Below are 24864 nucleotides of genomic sequence, written 5' to 3'. Positions count from 1 at the left end.
ATTAAAATGATGGTTTGTTAAAAAAAGTATGGTAATTCACAAATAATTGTGTTATTATGTAATACGAAATTAGTTTGGGTATGGAGGTGTGAGAATGAGAGATAACATTATTTATAAATGTACAGAATGTGGAGAAGAAAACTATATCGGTACAAAAAACAAAAGAAATCACCCGGATCGTATGGAAGTTAAAAAATACTGTTCAAGATGTAATAAAAAAACGACTCATAAAGAGAAAAAATAGTTTAAAGAATATAGAGAGTGTCATTGGCACTCTTTTTCTTTTATAGATCCTATGGTTTAAGGAGACAATCAATGTTAGGAAGGATTCAAAAAGTAGGGGATAGGCAAAAAAATTAAGGCACTTTTTTATAGCTTACATTCTTTTTAATATTGTAATTGGAATTGTTTTATCGTTGGTCCATGTTGATAAAAGCGGAGGTACATGATTGGTTTAATGTATGTGATCCATATCAGCAATGCCCTCGCTTTTCTTTATATCATTTATAAATGATATAAAGAATGAAGATATGCTATAATAAGCTAAGAAAGAAAAGAGGGATGAGATGAAAATAAAAAGACTAGTGGTCAGTCCGTTTCAAACGAATTGTTATGTAGTGTATGAAAATAATCAATCGATCATTATTGATCCGGGAGATCAAGCAAAAAAAATCAAAAATTTTATTAATGAAAATGAGTTGGAGGTTCTGGCAATTTTATTGACGCATGGACATTGCGATCATATCGGGGCTGCAGATGCCTTATATCAGGCGTATTCTTGTCCGATTTATCTGCATCATGAAGATCATGTGTATTTAAAAGAGCCTAAATATAATCTGTCAACAATGATGGGAAATCCTTTGATAATTCGGTCTCCGGTTTGGGAAAGTGAGGAAACGATGCAAATCGGGTCATTTAAAGTGAAATGGCATCACTTGCCGGGACATACTCCGGGATCAAGTATGATTGAGTTTATCGATCAGAAGATTATTTTTAGTGGAGATGTTTTATTTAACGGCTCTATTGGGCGGTTTGATTTTCCGTTATCCAGTCATCATGACACTGTTTTATCAATGAAGAAGCTAAAAGCGTTTCAGGAAGATGCCAGAGTCTTTCCGGGACATGGTGAAGAAACAAGTATTAAAAATGAACAGCAGCAGAATCCTTATTTAAAATAAAACAGTAAGATGCTATTCGCTCTTACTGTTTTTTTCTTTTATAACAGGGATTTGTACTTCTGTCAGCCAATCGTCTTCATGTTCCTTATTCCAAATGCCATCAATCACATTCTCACGGGGATTTCCGGCTAAAAGATAACCGTTCTTATCGATCCACTGTGCACCATAGGCATAAGCAAGGCCAATATCTTTGTAACTGCCTCGATGTAAAACAGAAACGACACTCATTGGCGGCAGCTTTTTAAAGACAACTCCTTTTGGAGCAATGCCAAAACGATCTACGGCTTCACAAAATTCTACGTAACGATCATACTCTTTGTATTCACCATCTAAATAGCTAATGAAACAATATGGCGGGAATGTACATTGGATATCCGGATTTAAACGGGTCACTTCGGCACCTAATGGCGGAATCACTTGAAAGTAATCCTGATAACTGTTTAAATGCATCTTTTTAGAATAGACGATTAATTCTGGAATTTCTTTAATGATTGCTTTGTATTGCAGAAGATGTTCATCAAGCTGCTGTGAACACAGAAAATCGATACGAGCAATCTTTTCTGACAGCCGTTCTTTTTCTTTTTGCATCTCCAACTTATGCTTTTCTAAAATATTTTCTTCATTTTGCCCTAATAAAATTAGTTTTATTTCATTGATGGACAGTCCGATCTGACGATAGGCTTGAAGGCTGTGAATCTCAATAAGCTGCTGAGTCGTATAAAAGCGGTAGCTGCTTTCAGGATCAATATATTCCGGTTTTAATAAATCCATTTCATCATAATAGCGTAAGGTTTTAATCGAGACCTTACTCATCTTAGAGAATTCTCCAATACGATACATCACTTTGTCCTCCTATTCCCATTTGAATGTTTTGATCGATAAAATAATGCTGATGAGCGCGATAGAAAGTAAAATAATAAATGGCATCACTATATTTTTAGGGTTTGGTGATAAGGAATAACCTTTGATCAGTTTAATACCTTGGGTCAACGGTAAAACGTTAGCAATCGATTGCAGCCACTTTGGAAACATTTCAAAAGGAACCGTAGCACCAGACAAAAATAACATTGGAAAATAAAAGAGCGTACATGCTAAGTTAACGGATTTAGTTGTACGGCATACACTGGCAATCAGCATCCCCAAACCATAAAGTGCGAACATTGTCACCATAAAAGACAAAATCAACATGCCGACACTTCCGCTAATGTCATAGCCCCAACCTAGTTTAAGAATGATATAGATGGCACTTGCAGAGAAAATGGAAATCAAGGCGTTAATCACAGCTTGTACTAATAATATCATACTCGGACGTACAGGCGTTACAAAAAAGTGCTTTAGAATTTTCTTATCACGATAGTCGGATAGACACAGTGGGATTCCCATTAGAGCAGTGGCACAGATTCCGACTGTAATCAAGGATCCGAATGTTCCCTGAAGATAAGTATAGCCCTCAGCAGTCATCTTATTCCCACCAATAGCGGCAATTAAAACGGCAATTCCGATTGGCATGATGACCCCGAAAAAAACCAAATCAATACTGCGAAGAGCTAAAATTGCCTCTATTTTTAAATAAGTTAAATATTTTTTCATAGTAAAACCTCCTCACCCATATACCATAAAAATGCTTTTTCCAAATTATCATAAGGACTGTTTTCAATGACTTCTTGAACAGTCCCACTAATCAGTTCTTTTCCATCTTTCAATAAAAGAATACGGTCACACAATGTTTCCACTTCATCCATATAGTGAGATGTAAGAATCAAACTCTTGTTATTCTTTTTTAACTGTAATAAGTATTTCCAAATTTCTCTTCTTGCTACTACATCCAATCCGGTTGTTAATTCATCTAAGAAAATAAGTTCCGGTTCATGCATGATGGCAAGCAAAATCGAAAGCTTCTGTTTTTCTCCGCCGGATAGGCTTTCAACCATTTGATTTTTCTTATCCAAAAGACCAAAGTCAGTTAATAACCGATCTTCGTCGATGTCGGTTTGGTAAAGGACGGCCCGTTCCTGGCAAAGCTCATGCACTTTGATTTTCGCCTGATAGGCAGAATGCTGCAGCTGTACGCCGACTTTTTCAAATAATTGTTGTTTTCTTTTCGCCATGTTGTGATCAAAAATAATCACTTGACCCTCATCTGCTTTCTTAAGTCCCAGCATCGTTTCAATCAGTGTTGTTTTACCGGCACCATTATGTCCTAAAATACCAAGACATTCCCCTTTTTTGACACTGAAAGATACGTGGTCCAATACGGTTTTATTCCCATATTTCTTGGTGATTTCATTTACTTTTGTCATGATCATGATGATTCTCCTTTCGTTTGTGATATCATCATAAAGTCTCCTTTTAGGGGAGAGTCAAGTGTTTATTTTGAAAAGAAGCATGGATTAAACATAATGAAAAAAGATAGCTCAGATGATCTATCTTTTTAAGTATCTTTTGTATTATAAAGTCGTATAATCTGCTTGCTGATACAGTGCTTTTCTTTTTAAACCATTTGCTTTGGCACGAGGATACCAGAAAAACATAGAGGCATTCATCTTCCAAAGCCATTTAGGATAATGAGGAGAAATGAAAAGATCTTCTCCGCCTTTTCCAGCTTTAATATTTTGTGTCAGGAGGGTGAGGGCATGTCCGAGATTTTTATTAGGTCCATGTCCTAAAGGAACAGAAGCTATATAAGGAAGCATTTCACCGGCTCCTATCCCTATTGCCTGTCCCCAAGTTAAATGCGTTCGATGACACCAGATTTTTATTTGTTCGATGGCTAAGTCATTCTGTTTTCCCTCATAAAAACCGTTATTAACAATACAATAAACGATGGGTTTCTTCTTTTGAAAATTTTGTTTTTCTAATGCCATCAGCAGTCTTAACAAATGGGAAGGAAGTGCATCCACATATAAAGGAAAAACGAATAGAAGAACATCACTGTCTGTCATTGCAGAAAGCTGACAATGATCCCCTGTTTCCATATTTAGATGATGGATATGGATTTCATTTCCCAAAAGCATAGGGATCAGATAATCGATCAAGAGTGCAGAAGTGCTTTTGCCTGATTTGGGACTGCCGTTGATGATACTGATTTTCATGATAGCGTCACCTCTTTCGACAAATCATTTATTGAATTATAAAATGATACGGTGTATTGAGAAACATTGAAATTATTGCTGTTGGCTTCAACCAGTTTTTGAGCTGTTAACTTTTCCTGAGAGAGGATGTTGTCCCCGTAAAAATAGACAAATAATCGATATTGATTGGGGTAACGTGGCTGATGATGGGTTTCACCTTTCACCGTTTTAAAAAAGGGGAGTACGTAAGAAATACTGCGGTCAAAGATATTTTTGATGAAAGGGCTATAGCCGCCATAAAGACACTGACTGATAATAGTGACATCATTCGCTTTGGCTAAAATAGCTCCGATATGCTCGTAACCATCTTTTATTACACACGTCCCCGGAGTTTTGATCCAACAGCCAAAACAACCGATGCAATGTTTGATTTTACCATTATCATAGATGATCTGGGTATCTTGATTTAGATGGGGGAACAGCATTTGAAACTGTTCAGTTTCAAGATCGTGTATGATGACATTCATGATGGATCCTTCTTTAATACCGCGGATGAGAGAGCAATGGCTTTCATAATCGCTTCAATCTTCGATTCTAAATCATAGTCAAATTCGACGTTTGGCATGGTCATCATTGCCGATAGTCCGTGAACTAATGCCCACATGGCAATCAATGTATCTTGAATGCTTTCATCTGACATACCGGTTTTTTTGAATGTTTGGACCGCTGCTTTCTTTAATATCTCGAGGGGCGGATTCTCGTTTTTATTCATCGTTTCTAAAGATAAAGATATTTTGATGTTCTTTCTGGAAAATAAGAAATCATAATAGAAAGGATGTTGGTAAAAAAATAGAACATAAGCATATCCCAGTTTCAGCAATAATTCCGGTGAATTTTGATACTGCCGAGCTGTTTCTTCTAACGTCTGTTTAAATCTTTCCATAACATGCTGTTGAATGGCACCGATAAATTCGTCTTTATTACCAAAATGAGCATAAGGAGCGGCATTACTGACATGACATTGTGCAGCTGCTTTTCGTAAAGATAGCTTTTCTTCACCTTCCTTGCTGATGATTTCCAGTCCTGTTTCAATCAACAGGCGACGTAAATCACCATGGTGATAGGGTTTGTTTTCCATAGGTTTCCTCCAATCTTATCGCTGATAAGATTATAACACGTAATCTTTACAGCGTAAAGATAGCGATAAAATAAGATGACTTAGTGTATAAGCCATCTGCTTTTGTTTATAATTCTAATTCAATATGATAGATTTTTCCCCATAAATGAATCTGATAAAGATAGGCGATGAGCTGTGGTCCCATCATTAATTGACCAAACCATGGGTAAGAAAAAGAAGCCCCTTTTGTTTCAATTAAATCATTTAATTTGTCTTTGTCAAACAGTTTATAGAGAATACTGTCTTGGTCTTCCAAACTTTCTTTTAAAAGCTGACAGACAAGTTCGGTATATACCGGAGAGTGGGTTTTAGGATAGGGGTTTTTCTTACGCTCTAAGATTTCTTTAGGCAGCTCGTTTTTAAAGGCATCCCGCAGTAAGGCTTTTTCTTTGCCCTCAACGTATAGATAGCGCCAAGGTACGTTGTAGACATATTCAATCAGTTTCGCATTGGCAAAAGGAACACGACATTCGATAGAGGCCTGCATTGTCTGTGAATCACTTCGGGTCAATAGAGTTTGCATAAACCATTCCACACATAAATAAATCATGCGTCGCTTACGTTTATCTTCTTCATCTTCGTTAATCTCATCAATCTCACCGACCGTGTTGTCATAAGCTTGCTGGATATATTCTTTAAATGGCAGTTTTTTGATGTCTTCATGGAACAGTTCGATGCGTTTGTCCTGATCTAAGAGCCATGGGAAATTTTCTTTGTTATATAATTCTTCTTTATAGAACCAAGGATATCCGCCGAATATTTCGTCTGCACATTCCCCTGATAAAACCACTTTGTGGTTGGAACCGATATGACGTGAGAAACAAAAGAAACTGCTGTCAATATCGGCCATCCCCGGCATATCGCGGGCAATCAATGAGGTTTTTAAATGTTTAACTAATTCCTTCTGAGTCAATATCACATTAAAATGAACGGTATGATAGCGGTCACTGACTAATTTAATAAAATCATCGTCTTGACTGGTTTGATAATCATAAGCTTTAAAATACTTGCTTTGATCTTCATACGTTATCGAATACGTGGCAAGGCTGGGAAGATAGCTTGCGGCGATAGCACTGATAATACTTGAATCGACCCCTCCGGAAAGCATTGAAGAAATCTCGACATCACTCAATAGCTGCTGAGTAATGGAATGAATCAATAATTTTCTTACTTTTTGTTTTGTTGTATCATAATCATCTGTGTGTTTCGTTGATTTCAGCTTGAAATAGCGTTTGATCATTAAATGATTATTTTTAAAAATAAAATAATGTCCGGGACGCAAAGATTCTATCCCTTTATAAACAGTTTTACCGGGACTTAACGATGGTCCTAAACCGAGTAATTCTAAGACACCATTGCGATCTACAACAGCTTTGTTTTTATAAATCAATATCGCTTTTATTTCCGAAGCAAAAACCAGTTCGTCTTCATCATAGCTAAAATAAAGCGGTTTAACGCCTAATTGATCGCGACAACCAAATAATTGATCATCACTATAAATAACAAAACTAAAGATTCCTTCAAAACGTTTGACACATTCAGGACCATATTCAATATAAGAGACTAGCGCGACCTCTGTATCACTGGAAGTAGCAAATTGATACCCTTTATCAATCAGATCTTCCTTTAACTCTTTCATATTATAAAGTTCACCGTTATAGACAATACAATACTCTTGATCATGATACGTATATTTTAGTGGCTGATGCCCACTGTGTAAATCAATAATAGAAAGACGACGGTGACCGAGCAATGCATTTTCATAGATTTCGATCCCTGCATCATCCGGTCCGCGATGGCTTAATACTTGACACATTTTTTTAATTGTCTCTGTATTCACCTGCAAATCTTTTGTAAAACTAGATATTCCAACAATTCCACACATTTTTTTCACCTCTATAAACTATATTGTACAAATCAATAAATATGACAATTATTTCAAATCCGTTTATTTGGAGTTTAATAGGATGAAGAGCCGCTTTTATTTCTTTACTTCTTATACAATAGAGGTGTAAAGAAAAGGAGCGATACTTATGAAACGATTAGATTATAAAACAAGCAGAATGGTTGATTTCCAGCAGTTATATGCATTTTTAAATACCTTTATTATGACGTGTCAAAATGAAAGGGTAAAGACATTGTTTTATGTGTCGGAGTCTATGGAGCAGCTGCAGATGAATATTCAAGATGATGTTCAAGCTTGTGAATTTTTCTTTAGAAAGTTAAAGCGCTGTGCAGATCAAGCAGATCATTATATTGAATTAGAAAAGTTTGTAGTTTATATGGATCTTTTGTTAGGAACACGTTATCCTCCTTTTAATCAATATAAAAAGAATCTGCTGAAAGTGATTTTATCCCATATTGATCATTATTTTACATCGGATGAATATTGTGTGATTCGTCACCTGATTCCTTTCCAACAGTATTCGTTAGATACCATTATAAAACAAGGTCAACGTTATATTGAGCAAAATAATGAAGCAAATCGATATTTTGCTTGCGAAATTTATTTAATTGAAGGACAATATAAACAAGCTTTAAGTCTGGTTAATGAAAATGAATTTACGGGAATTTTGCTGGATTATCAGGAAGATCTTCTTCGTTATAAACGTAAAAAGACTTGGCAGCAGTTATGGAAGCCAAGTGACTTTGTTCATTACCAGCAGCGTTATGCTTAAATGGAGGTAAAGAGAATGGATCGCCGTGTTTGGTATGTACTCAAAATACTTTTAAAATCAAACGAACCATATACGATGGCAAGTCAGATTCAAGAGGAATTAGCTGCCAAGTATGATAGTCATTGTGATATTAAAACGATTTATGCAGATATCAACAAAATTAATGGATTTATGGAAGAAGTGTTCAACATTTCTTCCTATATTCAGGTAAAAAGAAAACGAGGTTATTTTATTGAAAAAGGAATTCTGGCAGATGCTCAGCTGCGTTTCATTTATGATACGCTCTATTCAAGCGGAGCGTTGTCGAAACAGGAAGGGGAAGCCTTGTTTGAAAAGATAACGGCCCTTTCACCTAAATCACAGATCGATCGCTTACATATTGAAGAAATGCGTTCTCAAAGTAAGCCCTTGTTTATCAAAATGAATGTGATCTTACAGGCCATCCATGAACAAAAGACGATTATTTTTGAATATGTTCGCTATACAATTAATCAAGATGGAAAGGTGCTCGCTGTTAAAAGTGAAAATGGCAACTATGAAAAAGACAGCAGTGGGCATACGTATTTTGTTTCTCCTTATGAAGTGATGATGCATTCCGGGCATTACTATTTATTAGCTTATAACGATGTTCGCAAAGAACAATTGTCAATTTATCGTATCGATCGAATGGATTTGGTAAGAACGACAAAATTGAAATTCACAGATATTCGCGAGATGTGGGATATGAAACAATTAGAACGTCAGGCAATCAACATGTTTTTCTCAAACGAAGTCATCGATCTGAAATTTCTGTTTGACAAAGAAATTTTCCGCAGCATCGTCGATCAGTTTGGCGATCAGCTGATTGTGAAGCCGGACGTATCGGGAAATTATGTAGGGGAAGTAAAAGAAGTAACATTGAGTGATGGTTTGATTGGCTGGATCATGATGCTAGGCAGCCGTATTACTATTTTAGAACCTTCCAGTCTTAAAACAAAAGTGATTCAGCGATTAAGGGAATCTTTAGATCATTATCATTAAAGCAAGAAATGTGAAGAGGACAGTTCTCAATTTCATTATAATGAAGCTGAGGTGAGAGAATGAAGACAAATAAAGAAAAAATCGCAATCATTCTTCAATATATTGAAGATCATTTAGATGAAAATTTAAGTCTGGATAGTTTAGCTCAGTACGTCGGTTATTCAAAATATCATTTGCATCGCATGCTGTCAGAACTGCTGGGGATGCCCATTCATCTCTACATACAAAAAAGAAGATTGAGCAAAGCCGCTTATGAATTGGTTCATGGGGAAAAAGAAATCGTTGAAATTGCTTTAGCGGCGGGGTATTCGTCTCAGCAGGCTTTTCATTTAGCGTTTAAGAAAGGATATAAGAAAACACCGGATATTTATCGGCGAGAGCAAAAGTACTATCCGCTGCTGCTTTCTTATGATATTGAAAAGATCGATCAAAAGTCAAAATTCCAACGATTCAGTCATATTCAGATAATTGAAAACAGAGAAAGGATATGTATCGGGTATTCATGCAGTACTTTACTGTGCTTTTTTATGATAGGAAAAACTTGGCGAAAGATGCATCGTCATAAACAGTGGATTGCGAATCGTACGAATCATGAGTTTTTAATCGGCATCAATGATTACAGCCGTTGTAAAATGGGTAAAGATCATTTAACTTTTGACTATTATGCGATGGCGGAAGTGGACGGTTTTGAGACGATTCCTAAAGGCATGGTCAGTAAGGTTTTACCTGCAAGCGATTATGCTGTCTTTTATTTAAGAGGAAAAAAGGAGGAAAGTGTTCAGCCATGGATTGAATCCATTTACAAAGAATGGTTTTTAAAGACGGATTATGAATTAAATGATGCACTGCGATTTGATTTTATTCGTTATGGAGAAATAGAAGATGAAAACAAAGAAAGTCAAATTGAAATCTGGATTCCAATCAAAAGGCACTAAGATGCAAGGATGAAGAAATGCAATATGCTAGAATACGAATAGAAAGGCAGGAGGTAAAAATATGTATGCATGGGAAGCCATTCAAAAGAGTATTGAGTATATTGAAGATCATGATGATCAAGTTTTAAGTGTGGAGGATTTGGCAAAGATTGCCCATTTGTCTCCCTATTATTATCAGCGATTATTTTATCGTTTGGTGCATAAGCGCGTTGGCGAATATTTGAAACTAAGACGCTTAGCAAAAGCGGCGGATCAATTAAAAAAAAGTCAGGATACTATTTTAAAAGTCGCATTGGATCATGGCTTTTTAGATCATGGTCATTTTACAAAAGCATTTAAAGCAGTTTACAAAGTAACGCCTAATGAATATCGTAAAAGCAATCTGCATTTAGATCATTTCTTAAAACCCGATCTATTCTTGAATTATACAATGATTGAAGAAAATGTTCCTTTGATTGTAGAGGATATGGTACTCACAATTCGTAAAGACCGAGTTGAACAAGAAATCAAGCTTATTGGAAAAAGAAAGAAAGCCTCAATTCAAGAGTTGGGAGAACCGAAGATTAATACGCTTTTTGAGTTATGGGAGACGGATCAGCAAAATAATCCGCAGTCAGTGGGAATTGATGTCTTAACTTTGACTTCCGATCCGGCGTATTTTGATTATTTTGTTGGCTTTGAGGCGGATGGTCAGCTTACCGGTGAGGAGCAACGTATTCCCAAAGGAGAATATATCGTATGCAGTTATGAAGCAGAAGATTTTGAGCAGTTAGTAAATGTTTATTTATATAAAGCCAGTCAGTATCTTTATGATACGTGGTTAAAAGAAAAGGGGATTGAAACGGATCCGATTTTGATTCAAAAATATTTTAACCCTTATACAACGAATTGTTTCATTGAACTGTGGGCAAAAATAAAGGAGGATGCAAATGGATCATTGGGATAAATTGGATGCGGCTTCAACACCGAATTTAGAAGAGACAGCGACTTATATTAACAATCCGTTGTTTCAAGAACTTTGTGACTATTTTGATAAAACGTTTCATTGTTTGCCGCAGTTCCATTATAGTCGTTGTTCAATGGCAAAAGGGTGGAATCTCAAATTCAAGAAGTCATCTAAAAATATTTGTACCGTTTATCCGTGTGTTGGATACTTCAAGGTATTAATCGTAATCGGAAGAAAAGAAAAGGAGGCTTTTGAAAAAATGCTTCCTAGCTTATCTGCTTCTTTTCAGATGATTTATGCTGAAACAAAAGAAATGATGCATCAAAGATGGCTGATGCTGAGTATTGAAGATTCAAATCAACTTGAAGATTTAAAAAAGTGTATTTTGGTGAGAGCAAAATAAATCCATTATAACTTTAGCAACTTTCCTTTTTCGACTTTTAATCTATGATATGCTATAGATAGGTGATAAGGATGAAGTTAAAGTGTCAATGTGGCTATGAAATAAAATCAGAACATGGTCATCAGGAAGATATCAAATCAGGAATGAAAACGTTCTTTTTTAAATGTCATCAGTGTGGCGGCAGCTACACACATGTACGTCATTTGAACGGGAATGAGGAAACCTTGCAAGGATATTATGTGATTAAAGAATTATTGAAATAGAAGTATCTTGCAGAGGTATTTCTGTTTTGGTGATGAACATAGCTTATGAAAAATGTATAAATAAAAACGAACCATCATGATTTGGTTATCCAAACCTTGAAGTTCGTTTTTTTGTTTAAATTACAGAAGTCCCATTTCGATCATTTTCAGACCGATGTCGACAGAGTTGTAAGCCGCCCCTTTCATCAGCTGATCGGCAACGACCCACATGCTTAATGCATGGTCATTGTCTAAATCTTTTCTGACACGACCGACATAGACTTTTTCAGAACCGATATGATCGATTGCCATTGGGTAAATTTGGTTGGCAATATCATCTACGAGTTCAACACCGGTAGAGTGGGCAAGCAAATCAAAGGCTTTGTCTATATCGATTGGTTTTTTCGTTTCGATATAAACGCTTTCGCTATGACCACGCAGTACAGGAACACGTACACATGTGGCATTGACCTTGATATCTTTATGATAAATTTTCTTTGTTTCATTGACCATTTTCATCTCTTCTTTAGAAAAAGCATTGGCTAAATCAAATTTGTCAATCTGTGGAATACAGTTATAAGCAATTTGATAATGCTTTTTATCACTGGCACATGGCAATGTGTCCGCTACAACGGGTTCGTTGTTGATGATGGCTCTTGTTTGATCATTTAATTCGCGCATTCCCGCAACCCCGGCACCGGATACTGCCTGATAAGTAGACACGATGATTCTTTCAATATCAAACTCTTCGTCTAAACGTTTTAAGGCACTGACCATTTGAATGGTTGAACAGTTTGGATTGGCAATGATCCCTTTATGCCATTTCAAATCTTCACTGTTGCATTCAGGTACAACTAATGGAACATTTGGGTCCATACGGAAATGGCTGGTATTATCGATATTGACACATCCGGCTTTTATGGCATATGGTACAAATTTTTCAGAAATACTTCCGCCTGCTGACCAGAATGCAACATCGATACCTTCAAAACTGTTTTCTGTTAATTCTTCTACGACAAAGCTTAGTCCGTCTTGTTCGATGGTTTTGCCAGCTGAACGAGCAGAAGCTAAAAGCTTAATACTTTCAAAAGGAAAGTGATATTGGATGACACATCTTAACATTTCACGACCAACAGCTCCTGTTGCTCCGACAATCGCCACTTTATATTTCTTCATTTTATATTTCCCCCTTAGTTTTCATTTCCTAAAAATGCTTCATGCAGTACCACTTGTGCGCGGTTGACATCATCACGATCAATAAAGCATGAAATATTGATCTCTGAACATGAAGTCATCTCTACCGGTATCTCGTTTTTAATCAAAGTATCATAGACTTTATGGAACATTCCCTGGTTGTTTTTAATCCCGATTCCAATGACTGATACTTTTCCGATATTTCCGCGAACGATGGTACGCTGTGCTTTTAACGGTTGTTTTAGTTCGTTGCAGATATCGATGACTTTTGGTAAATCCTCATCTCTGATAATAAGCGAGATATCCATTTTTCCGCCGCCGACTAATGCTTGGTTAAATACATTAACGTTAACGCCTTCTTCCGCCACCCTTTGAAAGAACTTAGCAGATGAATTGTTTGTTCCGTCAACGCCGACTAAAGTGACACGCGCTTCGTTTTGAGAACCGGTAATTCCGGAAATAGTAAGTTTATTAAGGCTTTTCTTCATGATTTCTTCATCTCCTATCACATAAGTTCCTTTATATTGTTCAAATGATGAACGAGCATGGATGCGAATGTTGTGGCTGGCAGCTAGTTGAACACAGCGATGATTCAGCACCTTTGCACCGTTGCAGGCTAATTCTAACATTTCGGCATAACTGATATAATTTAGTTTCAAGGCATCCGGTACGATACGTGGATCTGCCGTATAGATTCCGTTGACATCTGAATAGATTTCAACTTCACTGGCTTCAACGGCGATTCCGACCGCGACCGCTGATAAATCACTTCCGCCGCGACCGAGCGTGGTAATTTTTCCTTCTTCATTTCTTCCTTGGAAACCAGGACAAATCACGACATCAACCTCTTTTAACTTTTCTAAGATTATTTCCCCATCTACTTCGATAATACTGGCATTTTGATAATCACGATCTGTCAGGATACCGAGTTCCTGATTGCTGATGGTGGCAGTGGCGATACCGTTTTTCTCCAATTCAGCTTTTATAACTAAAGTCGCGATAGTTTCTCCCAAGCTAGTTAAACGATCGAGTTCTTCGCAGTCTAAATGTTCCTTGTTTACGATGGAAAGCAAGGTATCGGTTGCGTAGGGATCGTCAAATCGTCCCATCGCCGATACGACCGCTACGACTTTATGACCGGCTTTTACATCACGGATGATATTCTTGTACATACGCTCACGTGATTCAGATGAACGTGTTGATGTACCTCCATACTTTTGGACAATGATATTCATTTTTTAACCCCTCACTTTGAATGATGAATATGTTTCGTTTTTAAGCAGTGAAAGCAATTGTTCGATTTCGATTTCTTTAGTGATGTAAATATGTACATTTTTTTCACTGTAATAATATTCATAGTCGATATCGACGGCATGGTCTAAACGAAGATAATATTTGCTTTTTGTGATAGGGTAAATGTTTTCAATAGTTTTATTACTATATTGCCAATTATAAGATTGACTGACTTTAATGATATCGCCAACGACAGCAGATGCAGTCACATAACGTCCGGCACCTTTTCCATAAAATAATACATTCTCTACATAGTCACAATTGAATTCTACTACATTGTATGCTCCCATGACATTGGCGACCATATCATTTTTACTAACTAAAGTAGGGGAAACATCAACAAAATATTTATCGTCTTCTTTTTTTGCACGGGCAATCAGTTTGATGCGGTATCCCATTTTTTTAGCGTAATCCATATCTAACTTAGTTACATTGCGAATTCCTTGTGGTTTTAAACGTTCAAAGTCGACAAAGCCATCAAACGCATTGTTTGCCAATATAGCGATCTTGTGTGCGGCATCAATCCCATCAATGTCTAAACTAGGGTCGGCTTCTAAATACCCCAGACCGTCAGCAATCGTTAAGGCCTCTTCAAAATCCAAGTTATCCGTTTCCATTAAAGATAAGATAAAGTTGGTCGTTCCATTTAAGATACCGGTAATCTCTCGAATGTTGTTGGCAACAAGGGATTCGTATTGCGGTGTTACAACCGGAATTCCTCCGCCAACCGCAGCTTCGTAGAAGACATGGACATTGTGTTTATTGGCAGCCAATAAGATTTCTTTGCCATCATGGGCAATCAATGCTTTATTTGCCGTTACGACATGTTTTCCTTTTTCGATGGCTTCCATAATAATTGCTTTGGCAATCGTTGTGCCGCCAATCAATTCGACGACAACATCCACTTCCGGGTCATTTAAGACATCTTTATAATCACGAGTAAATAAAACTCCGTCCGGTAAATCTCTTTCTTCCATTGCACATCCGTACTTTACGACTACCTCTTGGTTGAGATAGTTGGAAAGTCGCTTTTTTTCATTACATAGAATGTCTACGACACCGTAACCTACAGTCCCCAGACCAATCACGCCTATGATCATCTATTTCCCTCCTTAGATAATAAAAAAATGCTTCAGCAAATGAAGCATCTCCTTTTAGAAGTAAGTGTCAAAAATGTACATCATTTTGCCATGGTGATTAACAAATTTTTAGTTTGAAATGCACATGGTCATCATTTTATACATATGATTGACTCCTTTCCTTCTATAATTGTTCAAATAATACCACTAAACCAAATAACTGTCAACTTTATTTTATCCTAATTTTAGACAAAAAATCTTTTTGTTTTCATAAATATATGGGTTGTACGAAAAAACGGACAATGAGAGTGTTTTCATGTATCTTTTATTCTAATATTATTAATAAGCAACTCCGCTTTTTTTATAAATCATAAATTTTATTTTAATAGTTTCTAATATATGAAAAATATTCTTTTCTTTTTTTAAGTTCTATTTGACTTTGTCAGGGGATTAAATTAGAATGATTTATAAATATGAGAGTGGGGGATACAATGAGCAAGGCATTAACTTATGTAAGTACAAGAAATAAACAGGAACCGATTGATTTTTATACCGCTATATTACAAGGAATAGCAAGTGACGGAGGGTTGTTAGTACCTGATTTTGATTTGCCGCAGCTTTCTTTAAAAGAACTGATGGATTTAGAGTATCATCAGCTTGCTTCAACTATTTTGAAGGGGTTTGTACCTAAAGACGGACATTTATTAATCGAAGAGGCTTGTAAATCAGCCTATGGGGGAAGTTTGTTTCCTAAAGAAGTAGTACCGGTTAAAAAAGCTGGGGATATTTTTGTGGCAGAACTATTTCAAGGACCAACCGCGGCGTTTAAAGATATGGCGTTGACACTGCTGCCGCATTTAATGACGCTTTCTTTGAAAGTAAAAAAAGAGGCACGTGATGTTATGATTTTAGCGGCAACTTCCGGAGATACCGGGAAAGCAGCTTTAGAAGGATTCAAAGATGTTGAAGGGACAAGCATCAAAGTTTTTTATCCAAGTGACGGTGTATCGGCGATTCAAAAACAGCAGATGATCACTCAAGAGGGGAAGAATGTGGAGGTCATTGGTATTGATGGAAACTTTGATGATGCTCAGACAGCAGTAAAACAAGCGTTTAATGATGCTTCCATAAAAGCAGTAAGCAAAGCACATCAGATTTTCTTATCATCAGCCAATTCGATTAATATCGGCAGATTGCTTCCGCAGATTGTTTATTATTTCTATACGTATTTAAGTTTAGTGAAAAGAAAAGAGATCCAATTGTATGACGAAGTTGATTTTTGCATTCCAAGCGGAAATTTCGGGAATGCTTTAGCCGGTTTTATCGCAAAGAAAATGGGACTTCCGGTTCATAAATTCATTTGTTCTTCCAATAAAAATAATATTTTAACGGACTTTTTCACCACCGGGCGCTACGATGCCAACCGTGAATTTTATAAAACGAATGCTCCGGCAATGGATATCTTGATTTCCAGCAATCTTGAACGTTTAGTGTGGTTTTTAAGTGATCATAATGGGGATCAAGTCAATCAGTATATGACCAGGCTAAAAGAAGATGGAATTTATGAAGTAGACCCTGCTGTTTTTGATCAGATCAAACAATATTTTGCTGCGGGATATGCCAGTGAAACAGAAGTGCTTTTGGCGATCAAAGACATGTATGAACAGACCGGATATTTATTAGATACCCATACAGCGACCGGTTATCATGTGATTAAAAAATATCGTGAGGAATCACAAGATTCCCTTCCTGTTATCTTACTTGCTACCGCATCTCCATATAAATTCCCGGAAGCGGTGTATGAAGCTTTAAGTCAAAACAAAGCAGATGAATATGAAGCTATTAAAAAGCTGCATGATCTTACGCATATTGAGATTCCGGCTCCGTTAATTGATTTAGATCAGCGAGAGATTCGTTTTAAAGAAGTGATTAAGAAAGAAACTATCATCGATTTTGTTAAAGAGAAGATGACGCAAAAATAGGAGGCTATTATGAAAGTAAGAGTGAGAGTGCCGGCAACCAGTGCCAATTTAGGACCGGGGTTTGATGTTTCCGGATTAGCGTTAACCATTTATAATGAGTTTATTTTTGAACTGATTGAAGAAGGGATTGATATAACTGGCTGTCCTGAACAATTCTGCAATGAAGATAATATGACCTATCAGGCATTTAGAATGGCGGCAAAACGCTGTGGCTTAGAATATACTGGGGTTCGTATCGATTGTCAGGGGGATGTTCCTTATACAAGAGGGTTGGGGAGCAGTTCAACCTGTATCGTCGCCGGCATCGTCGGTGCCTATGCTTTCATGGATCGCTGTGAAGAAAGAAAAGAAATCCTTAATTTAGCAACAATGATTGAAGGACATCCCGATAATGTTGCCCCGGCAATTTACGGTGGAATGACGGTTTCGGTGATGGAGGAAGAAGAGGTCGTAACCTTAAGTATTCCGATTAAGCATGATTACCGTTTTGTGGCTTTGATACCGCCCTTTACTTTATCTACGGAAAAATCAAGAAGTATTCTGCCAACAGAAATTTCACGTAAAGATGCCATAAAAAATGTTTCTCATTTGGCATTATTGGTAGCGTCATTAATCAATGGCTTTGATGAGGGGCTAAAAACCGGTTTTAAAGATCATTTGCATCAGCCATATCGAGGGCATTTGATTGAAAATTATTTTGATATCATGGCGGAATTAAAAAATGATAATGATGTTTTAGGTGCTTATCTAAGTGGTGCAGGACCAACCATCATGGCGGTGATTCGTGCTGAAGATAAGATGGGAGTAGTACGCATCAAAGAGCGTTTAGGCACCTTGATAGAAGGTTGGGAAGTTAGAAAACTAGAATTAGATATGAGAGGGTATACCGCTGATTACGAATAAGCATGAAAGTGCTTATTTTTGTTTTTTATAAAGGATAATTTTGGTATAATAGAAAAGAAAAGAGGGATGACAATGAGGCAATCCGAAATGAAAGCGACACTTCCATATAACGTTGAAAAGATATGGGCAATCATTACAAATAATCTCGACAGTGCATGGCGCAGTGATCTTTCGCATATTGAGATCATTGATGAGACTCATTTTATTGAACATACTAAAGATGGGTTTTCAACAGAGTTTGAGATTACCGATAAAGTTGATTGTCAGTTTTACGCTTTTAAAATGTCGAATAAAAACTTTCAGGGAAAATGGAGCGGAAAGCTAATCAAGATTAGTGAAAATGAAACAAAAGTCATATTTTTAGAACAGATTACCTTTAAAAATAAGATAATGGAACTTATTTCCCATTTGGGGATGAACTTAAAAAAGATTCAGGAACAGTATTTCAAAGATTTACAAAAGGCATTGGCATCACAAGAGGAGAGTTAAAAACGAAGGGATGTTCGATGAAATTAAATTAAAACGGAGTTAAGAAATGAATAGTCAAAATATAAGAAGTGCCATGCTTTATGGTGAAGATTACGATCAGCATTTACAAAATAAAACCGTCTGCATTTTTGGAATCGGCGGAGTAGGCGGATTTGTCTGTGAAGGACTGGCAAGAATAGGGGTCGGACATTTGATTTTAGTCGATCATGATGAGGTCTCTTTGTCTAATCTGAATCGTCAGATTATTGCGACACATGAAACGATTGGAAAAGCGAAAGTGGATGTGATGAAAGAACGTATTCTATCCATTAATCCCAACATTAAAGTAGATATTTATAAAGAATTTTATTTGAAAGATAAAGCACTTGAAGCCATTTATGAAGGGGCAGATTATGTGGTAGATGCAATCGATACAGTATCCGCTAAAATTGCTTTGATCATGACCTGTCAGGAAAAGGGAATCCCTATTATTTCATCAATGGGGACAGGCAATAAAACCGATCCGCAGCATTTAACCGTCTGTGATATTTACGACACCGATATTGATCCTTTGGCAAGGGTAATGCGGCGTGAATTGAAAAAAAGAGGGGTCACTCACTGTCAGGTTGTCTATTCAAAAGAACCACCATTAACCCCGGTGATCAAAGAAGTCGGTGAAAATGGCAAGGTGACACCGGGAAGTTCACCATTTGTTCCCAGCAGTGCCGGGCTGTTGATTGCCAGCGTGGTGACAAAAGAATTATTAAATTCATTTTAATTAAAGTAGGGATTGTTTATAATAGTAGCGAAGAAGGGGGAAAAAAATGGAACATGTAACAGCTATACCAAGTGAAGAAGATTTCGATCGCTGTCTCAAGATCGTGAGTGATACGATGCGTGTGGACGGTAAATCATTATCTTTGTTAGAACTTAAATTACTTACAAAAGATATCATGGATACTTCGGTCATGATCGGCGGCGATTATTCGACAGAATGCATACGTGACCTTTTGCTTAACTATATTAAAGAAGATTTTTATCCGCGTTTTTTAACCATTCATGAGTCAGAATTAAGGGGGGAATAGTCATGGAAGTTTATTGCGAAGTACAAACAGAAGAGGGCGTTCTCCGTGGAATGCTGAATCGTCCCAATCAGAAAAAATATCCTTTGGTCGTAATGCTGCATGGTTTTACGGCTAACCGCAACGGACCGCGTTTTGCTTTTGTCCGTTTAGCACGTTTATTAGAAAAACAAGGGATCGGCAGCATTCGTTTTGATTTCTTAGGAAGCGGGGAAAGTGACCTTGATTTTGAAGAAATGACGTATATGGCAGAGTGCAAACAAGTGATTCATATTTTAGAAGAAGTAAAAAAATTGGAAGATGTCAGTGAGATTTATTTATTAGGACACAGTATGGGCGGAGCCATTGCCGGAAATATTGCGGCTTTGTTTCCTGACCTGATTAAAAAATGCTGTTTATGGGCACCTGCGTTTTGTATGCCGGCTTTAATCGGTTATATGAAACAATCCGGTGAAGTCAATGAGATTGAAGAAGGGGTCTATGACTGTAAGGGATTACGTTTGTCTCATCGATTTGTGGAGGAGATTTTGAATCTTGATTTGCTTTTGCATTTGGAAGATTATGAAAATCCATTGATGATCATTCATGGAACGAAAGATGAAACTGTGCCGTTTGAAAGCTCAAAAGCATATTTGAATCAGTATCAGCGTGCTGACGTAGAATTTGTGGAGATCCCAGACGGTTCACATAATTATGAAGTTTATCAGGAGATTTCGGCAGTATTGGAAAATACCGTGAGATTTTTCACAGAGTAAGATGGAATATCATATAAAAAGAGGGGATAGCCAATGAATAGAAAACTGATCCGTGACTATATTGAGACACATAAATCCACCTATCAATCGAAATATAAATATCACAGCAGTTATCAAAAGACAAAAAATATTTATAAATTTCACTATTATATGCGAGATGCTCAGCTTCAGCAGATCAATATTTTCTTTGAAATTAAACTAGGTGAACAGATTTCTGTCAATTTTGCGGAAAATCTGCATGAGTATGAACAGATTGCTTTAACGATTGAAGCGCTGGAAGTCTTGGAACGCTATATCGGACAGGAGACGAAATTAGATTGTGATAAGCTTAAAGGGTATATTGCGCAAAGTGATCGTTCATTAGATATTACCAATCAAGATATTGTTAATATTTTGAACTATTTGGAGTATCATCAGGGAACATCGCAAAAAACGATGGATCTGTTTTATGAAATCTATCTGCCATATTTAGAAAATCTGATTGAGAACTATGAATACAAACGCTTTATTCAATCCGTAAATATGATTTGTGATGAAATATTATATGAACATTTCTGGTCCGGTATTAATGTGAATTATATGGATCAGGAATACTATCTCCATCTCTATTATTTCAGAAAAATATTTGAATTGTGTCTGCCTCATATTGAGATGATTTTTTTAAAGGCACGTGATGAAATTGAAGAATTGACGGTACGTCTGTTTGAATATGATCGTTTTACGTTCTGCATGATCAGTGTGCTTGATGATATTGAGTGCAATAAATATATTGTAGATGCCTTGTTTAGCACGTTGAGTGTTCGCTTTAAACTGATTAAAGAAGATGCCAAGGACGGCAATTTAGCGTATTCTTATTTATATAGTTTTTATAAAGAGGATAAGAAGTTGCAGGAAGAAACAAGAGAGATTATTTTTGAACATATCGTGAATGATATTTTAACCATCGATAATCATGATATGCAGATTGCATTAGGAAACTATATGCTGAAAACGGGAGGCTATGAGATTTTAATCCGTTTGTTTAAAAAAGATCATAACTCTTTCATTTTCCGTTGTTTCCCCTTGGAAGAAGTGCCGGAATGTCTGTATGTTGATGTTCGGAAGGAACTGATCAGTGCATTAAAGTATTATGCTGATCTGATGAATAAACCGGAATATCGTCTGGGTTCACTTGAACAAATCATGAACATCAATCGATTGCTGATGGAAAACTTTAAGGAGGATATTTATGGCGGTTAATAAAAAAGTAGCCATTGCGACATCATTAGGAGCATTAGCTTTAGCTTCCGGCTATGCGATTTACCATGCTTCTAAAGCGATGAGTGATGTACTGATGAAACGACAAGATCGTCCCAATAAACGTTTTACCGATCTGGATGAAGCGAACCTGATTCAGATCAAGAATCGTGACGGTGAAACCTTGAATGGGTACTATTTTAATCTGCAAGCTCCAAATACCATGCTGATATTGCATCCTTATGGATTAGATGCCATGGATATGATCAGTTATGTTGATTTCTTTAAGACCAAATTAAATTGTAATTTTTTATTGGTCGATGTATACGGTCATGGCGGCAGTGACGGAGAGATTTATCGCTTGGGCGGAAAGGATCAAGATGATCTGATTGATTGGCTTCGTTATTTAGACCAGCATTTTGATGGAAATATACTCCTGTTCGGCAAGGAAATGGGGGCGAATATCATCCTCAATGCTTCCGGCAAACTACAGGAGTTTGATCAGATTAAAGCGATTATTTCCGATGGGGCTTATGCTAATGTAAGAGATATTGTGAGCTATCGAATGCAGCGAGATTATTATATATTTCATTTCCCGTTTGTTATTTTGATGCGCTATATCATTAAAAGAAAGTACGGTATCGATATCAATCAGTTAGACACTGTGGAATTAGTGAAACAAAATCAGATTCCGACAATGTTTATACATACCAAAAAAGATTGTTTCGTTCCGTTAAAACAAGTCTTTCCGCTTTATAATGCAGCTCGCTGCAAGAAGGAACTGTTTGTATTAAAGGATGAAGAAAGTTTGTTTTTGTTGGATAATACCGATGGAAACGATTATTTAGATGTTTTAGATGCGTTTATTAAAGAGTATCTTGATTAATATTCTTTGATGATAAAAAAAGGAGGTAAACTATGTATTTTAGTAAAAGTAAAGGATTCCCCAAAAATTTCTTATGGGGAAGTGCATCGGCTGCTTATCAGGTAGAAGGAGCATGGAATGAAGATGGTAAAGGGGTGACTAACTGGGATAAATTTGTTCGTATTCCCGGAAAAACATTTAAAGCGACAACCGGAGATGTTGCTGTAGATCATTACCATCGTTATAAAGAAGATGTCAAATTAATGGCGGAAATGGGGCTGAAAGCCTATCGTTTCTCGATTGCATGGGCACGTATCTATCCTAATGGAAAAGGAGCAGTAAATGAAGCGGGGATTCAATTCTACAATGATTTGATTGATGAATGTATCAAATATGAAATTGAACCCATGGTGACCATTTATCATTGGGATTTACCGCAGGCGTTAGTTGATGAATATGATGGTTGGGAAAACCGTCAGGTTGTAGATGATTATGTCAACTATGCGACTACTTTATTTGAAAGATTTGGAGATCGTGTTAAATATTGGATTACGATGAATGAACAAAATGTGTTTACCAGTTTAGGATGGTTAACTGCCATGCATCCACCGGGGAAAACTCAGGATATGAAAATGTTCTTCCAAGTGAATCATCATGCCAATATGGCACACGCAAAAACGGTTTTAAAGTTCCATGAGATGGGACATCATGGCATGATCGGTGCAAGCTATGCTTTTGGACCTAGCTACGCATTAGACTGCCGTCCGGAAAATGCAATGGCAAAAGCAGATTATGATGATTTGCAAGTTTATTGGTGGATGGATGTTTATGCCTATGGTCGCTATCCAAAAGCAGCCATGGCTTTCCTAAAAAGCATCGACTGTGCACCTGTGATGGAGGAGGGCGATGAAGCCATCTTAAAAGAAGCGGCGGCTCATTTCGATTTCATGGGAGTTAACTATTATCAAACTGCGGTTATAGAATATAATCCAATTGACGGCGTAGGTCTTTCAACACAAATGAACAACACCGGAAAAAAAGGAACCGCAAAAGAGAGCGGTATACCGGGCTTATTTAAAAACGTTAAAAATCCATATTTGCCAACAACAGATTGGGATTGGACTATCGATCCAATGGGATTAAGAATGTGCTGTCGTACCATTACAAGTCGATATGATTTGCCAATCGTTATTTCTGAAAATGGACTAGGGGCTTTTGATAAATTAGAAGACGGTAAGATTCATGATGATTATCGTATTGCTTATTTAAAAGCACATATCGAAGAATTAAAGAAAGCCTGTGATGATGGCTGTGAAGTTCTGGCATATTGCACTTGGTCGTTTACGGACCTGTTAAGCTGGCTGAACGGTTATCAAAAACGTTATGGCTTCATCTATGTTGACCGTGAAGAAGAAGAGGGTGCAAGCATGGATCGTTATAAAAAAGATTCTTACTATTGGTATAAGAACGTTATTGAAACAAACGGAGAAGAATTATAATACACAAAAGAGAAATCTGAAAAGGTTTCTCTTTTTTTCTTGCTTTATAAAGAAAAGGTATGCTATAATCATTAAAGAGTTAGATCGAACTAACAAGAAAGGACAGCTGTCCTTTAAAAAAATGTTGAAAATGTTAGATGATTATAACAAATAGGAGGAACAATGAATCAGAGATTATTACGTATCGTATGTTTGGGATTAGGTATTTTATTTTTAGTGATTGGAAGCATCGGGGTTATTTTACCTATTTTGCCTACTACTCCGTTTTTATTACTTGCTTCTTTTTTCTTTGCAAAGGGATCTGAAAAGTTTCATCGGTGGCTGATTCATACGAAACTTTATCAAAATCATATTCATGAGTTTGTTACAACAAAAGCGATGACTTTAAAAACGAAATTGACGATCCTCTTGCCAGCTTCGGCAATGATGATCCTTGCGATCTTTATCTGTCCGGTTATTTATGGACAAATCGTTATTGTTTTTTTAATCATTTTCAAGTATTATTATTTCTTTTTTAGAATCAGAACAATATCACCGCAGATGGAGGGAGACTCATGAACCTGGAAGTGAAAAGAAAAAAAGAAAAAGAATTAGTTAAAACAATGATCGATCTTTATTATGCGAAGCATGTTAATTCGCTTGAACATCAGGATTTGTTGGAATATGCTATGCGAAAAATCGATCGTTGTCCCAAAATGGCAACGAAAAGTTTTTGCAGTCAGTGTGAGATTCATTGCTATGATGAAAAAAGAAGGGGGTTGATTCGTCAAGTTATGCGCTACAGCGGACCACGAATGTTATTTAAGCGCCCGATGCTTGTCTTAAAACATTTTTATTATCAGAAATTAGGAGGTTAAT

At 36.7% G+C, this 24864-nt stretch carries 29 protein-coding genes; 19 read left to right on the top strand and 10 right to left on the bottom strand.

Annotated elements, in window-relative coordinates; all coding sequences use genetic code 11:
- Nucleotides 1-94 precede the first annotated feature (94 nt).
- A complete protein-coding gene (gene rpmG, locus BN1225_RS08610; protein ID WP_041139399.1) occupies nt 95-244 on the top strand; it encodes a 50S ribosomal protein L33 in 150 nt (49 codons plus the stop codon).
- A 322-nt stretch (nt 245-566) separates the two neighbouring features.
- Nucleotides 567-1178 carry an MBL fold metallo-hydrolase gene (locus BN1225_RS08605; protein ID WP_041139398.1) on the top strand — a complete coding sequence of 204 codons (612 nt, stop codon included), beginning with the start codon at nt 567-569 and terminating at the stop codon, nt 1176-1178.
- Between the two features lie 12 nt (nt 1179-1190).
- On the opposite strand, the gene BN1225_RS08600 is transcribed toward BN1225_RS08605, so the two are convergent.
- The 7 genes from BN1225_RS08600 to asnB form a co-directional block, all read right to left on the bottom strand.
- Complete coding sequence (locus BN1225_RS08600; RefSeq protein WP_041139397.1) at nt 1191-2018, bottom strand: MerR family transcriptional regulator; 828 nt, start codon at nt 2016-2018, stop codon at nt 1191-1193.
- Nucleotides 2019-2030: 12 nt separating this feature from the next.
- Nucleotides 2031-2768, bottom strand: coding sequence for an ABC transporter permease (locus BN1225_RS08595; protein WP_041139396.1), 738 nt, complete (start codon nt 2766-2768; stop codon nt 2031-2033).
- Nucleotides 2765-3484 (bottom strand): ABC transporter ATP-binding protein, encoded by a 720-nt coding sequence (locus BN1225_RS08590; protein WP_041139395.1) that lies wholly within the window; start codon nt 3482-3484, stop codon nt 2765-2767. Before BN1225_RS08590 ends, BN1225_RS08595 begins: the two co-directional genes overlap by 4 nt.
- A gap of 141 nt (nt 3485-3625) precedes the next feature.
- Nucleotides 3626-4270 carry a hypothetical protein gene (locus tag BN1225_RS08585; protein WP_041139394.1) on the bottom strand — a complete coding sequence of 215 codons (645 nt, stop codon included), beginning with the start codon at nt 4268-4270 and terminating at the stop codon, nt 3626-3628.
- Nucleotides 4267-4776 carry a flavodoxin family protein gene (locus BN1225_RS08580; protein ID WP_041139393.1) on the bottom strand — a complete coding sequence of 170 codons (510 nt, stop codon included), beginning with the start codon at nt 4774-4776 and terminating at the stop codon, nt 4267-4269. Before BN1225_RS08580 ends, BN1225_RS08585 begins: the two co-directional genes overlap by 4 nt.
- Nucleotides 4773-5387 carry a TetR/AcrR family transcriptional regulator gene (locus BN1225_RS08575; protein ID WP_041139392.1) on the bottom strand — a complete coding sequence of 205 codons (615 nt, stop codon included), beginning with the start codon at nt 5385-5387 and terminating at the stop codon, nt 4773-4775. The genes BN1225_RS08580 and BN1225_RS08575 overlap by 4 nt, the downstream gene beginning before the upstream one ends.
- Before the next feature lie 106 nt (nt 5388-5493).
- Nucleotides 5494-7311: an asparagine synthase (glutamine-hydrolyzing) gene (gene asnB, locus BN1225_RS08570; RefSeq protein WP_041139391.1), complete on the bottom strand. Its 1818-nt coding sequence runs from the start codon at nt 7309-7311 to the stop codon at nt 5494-5496.
- Nucleotides 7312-7459: 148 nt separating this feature from the next.
- Here asnB and BN1225_RS08565 point away from each other — a divergent pair, with 148 nt between their 5' ends.
- The 6 genes from BN1225_RS08565 (at nt 7460) to BN1225_RS08540 (ending at nt 11671) form a co-directional block, all read left to right on the top strand.
- Nucleotides 7460-8104 (top strand): hypothetical protein, encoded by a 645-nt coding sequence (locus BN1225_RS08565; RefSeq protein ID WP_041139390.1) that lies wholly within the window; start codon nt 7460-7462, stop codon nt 8102-8104.
- A complete protein-coding gene (locus BN1225_RS08560) occupies nt 8105-9124 on the top strand; it encodes a helix-turn-helix transcriptional regulator (RefSeq protein ID WP_082029320.1) in 1020 nt (339 codons plus the stop codon).
- 59 nt (nt 9125-9183) lie between these two features.
- Nucleotides 9184-10059 (top strand): AraC family transcriptional regulator, encoded by an 876-nt coding sequence (locus BN1225_RS08555; protein WP_041139388.1) that lies wholly within the window; start codon nt 9184-9186, stop codon nt 10057-10059.
- Between the two features lie 61 nt (nt 10060-10120).
- Complete coding sequence (locus BN1225_RS08550) at nt 10121-11005, top strand: AraC family transcriptional regulator (RefSeq protein ID WP_041139387.1); 885 nt, start codon at nt 10121-10123, stop codon at nt 11003-11005.
- Nucleotides 10989-11408, top strand: a complete 420-nt coding sequence (locus BN1225_RS08545; RefSeq protein WP_041139386.1) for a DUF3788 domain-containing protein — start codon at nt 10989-10991, stop codon at nt 11406-11408. Before BN1225_RS08550 ends, BN1225_RS08545 begins: the two co-directional genes overlap by 17 nt.
- A gap of 71 nt (nt 11409-11479) precedes the next feature.
- Nucleotides 11480-11671: a hypothetical protein gene (locus BN1225_RS08540; RefSeq protein ID WP_041139385.1), complete on the top strand. Its 192-nt coding sequence runs from the start codon at nt 11480-11482 to the stop codon at nt 11669-11671.
- A gap of 120 nt (nt 11672-11791) precedes the next feature.
- Here the strand turns inward: BN1225_RS08540 and BN1225_RS08535 are convergent, their stop codons facing one another.
- Genes BN1225_RS08535 through BN1225_RS08525 form a run of 3 tightly spaced genes read right to left on the bottom strand, consistent with a single transcriptional unit; the run spans nt 11792 to nt 15237 of the window.
- Complete coding sequence (locus BN1225_RS08535; RefSeq protein WP_041139384.1) at nt 11792-12826, bottom strand: aspartate-semialdehyde dehydrogenase; 1035 nt, start codon at nt 12824-12826, stop codon at nt 11792-11794.
- 14 nt (nt 12827-12840) lie between these two features.
- Nucleotides 12841-14079 carry an aspartate kinase gene (locus tag BN1225_RS08530; RefSeq protein ID WP_041139383.1) on the bottom strand — a complete coding sequence of 413 codons (1239 nt, stop codon included), beginning with the start codon at nt 14077-14079 and terminating at the stop codon, nt 12841-12843.
- Nucleotides 14080-14082: 3 nt separating this feature from the next.
- On the bottom strand, nt 14083-15237 hold the full coding sequence (locus BN1225_RS08525; RefSeq protein WP_041139382.1) for a homoserine dehydrogenase: 1155 nt from the start codon (nt 15235-15237) through the stop codon (nt 14083-14085).
- 470 nt (nt 15238-15707) lie between these two features.
- On the opposite strand from BN1225_RS08525, the gene thrC reads away from it, so the two are divergent.
- The 11 genes from thrC to BN1225_RS08470 all read left to right on the top strand — a co-directional run bounded on the left by thrC (nt 15708) and on the right by BN1225_RS08470 (nt 24863).
- The gene (gene thrC, locus BN1225_RS08520; protein WP_041139381.1) at nt 15708-17198 is read left to right on the top strand and encodes a threonine synthase; all 1491 of its coding nucleotides are present in this window, start codon (nt 15708-15710) and stop codon (nt 17196-17198) included.
- A gap of 9 nt (nt 17199-17207) precedes the next feature.
- Nucleotides 17208-18101 carry a homoserine kinase gene (thrB, locus tag BN1225_RS08515; RefSeq protein ID WP_041139380.1) on the top strand — a complete coding sequence of 298 codons (894 nt, stop codon included), beginning with the start codon at nt 17208-17210 and terminating at the stop codon, nt 18099-18101.
- Between the two features lie 72 nt (nt 18102-18173).
- Nucleotides 18174-18590, top strand: a complete 417-nt coding sequence (locus tag BN1225_RS08510) for a hypothetical protein (protein ID WP_041139379.1) — start codon at nt 18174-18176, stop codon at nt 18588-18590.
- Between the two features lie 46 nt (nt 18591-18636).
- Nucleotides 18637-19347, top strand: coding sequence for a tRNA threonylcarbamoyladenosine dehydratase (locus BN1225_RS08505; RefSeq protein WP_041139378.1), 711 nt, complete (start codon nt 18637-18639; stop codon nt 19345-19347).
- 46 nt (nt 19348-19393) lie between these two features.
- Entirely contained in the window at nt 19394-19654 is a 261-nt protein-coding gene (locus BN1225_RS08500; RefSeq protein ID WP_041139377.1) for a hypothetical protein, read from the top strand.
- A 2-nt stretch (nt 19655-19656) separates the two neighbouring features.
- A complete protein-coding gene (locus tag BN1225_RS08495; RefSeq protein ID WP_041139376.1) occupies nt 19657-20406 on the top strand; it encodes an alpha/beta hydrolase family protein in 750 nt (249 codons plus the stop codon).
- Nucleotides 20407-20439: 33 nt separating this feature from the next.
- Nucleotides 20440-21645: a hypothetical protein gene (locus BN1225_RS08490; protein ID WP_041139375.1), complete on the top strand. Its 1206-nt coding sequence runs from the start codon at nt 20440-20442 to the stop codon at nt 21643-21645.
- Nucleotides 21635-22528, top strand: a complete 894-nt coding sequence (locus BN1225_RS08485; RefSeq protein ID WP_041139374.1) for an alpha/beta hydrolase — start codon at nt 21635-21637, stop codon at nt 22526-22528. The genes BN1225_RS08490 and BN1225_RS08485 overlap by 11 nt, the downstream gene beginning before the upstream one ends.
- A 32-nt stretch (nt 22529-22560) precedes the next feature.
- Nucleotides 22561-24006 carry a glycoside hydrolase family 1 protein gene (locus BN1225_RS08480; protein WP_041139373.1) on the top strand — a complete coding sequence of 482 codons (1446 nt, stop codon included), beginning with the start codon at nt 22561-22563 and terminating at the stop codon, nt 24004-24006.
- 162 nt (nt 24007-24168) lie between these two features.
- The gene (locus BN1225_RS08475) at nt 24169-24564 is read left to right on the top strand and encodes a YbaN family protein (RefSeq protein ID WP_041139372.1); all 396 of its coding nucleotides are present in this window, start codon (nt 24169-24171) and stop codon (nt 24562-24564) included.
- The gene (locus BN1225_RS08470; RefSeq protein ID WP_041139371.1) at nt 24561-24863 is read left to right on the top strand and encodes a nitrous oxide-stimulated promoter family protein; all 303 of its coding nucleotides are present in this window, start codon (nt 24561-24563) and stop codon (nt 24861-24863) included. The genes BN1225_RS08475 and BN1225_RS08470 overlap by 4 nt, the downstream gene beginning before the upstream one ends.
- The last annotated feature ends 1 nt before the right edge of the window (nt 24864 follow it).

Origin of the sequence: Beduini massiliensis, from assembly GCF_000829905.1 — a bacterium.
In the GTDB taxonomy this organism is placed as follows: domain Bacteria; phylum Bacillota_I; class Bacilli_A; order Erysipelotrichales; family Coprobacillaceae; genus Beduini; species Beduini massiliensis.
The sequence above is the reverse complement of the archived record's forward strand: the minus strand, read 5'-3'. Positions and strand labels throughout refer to the sequence as shown.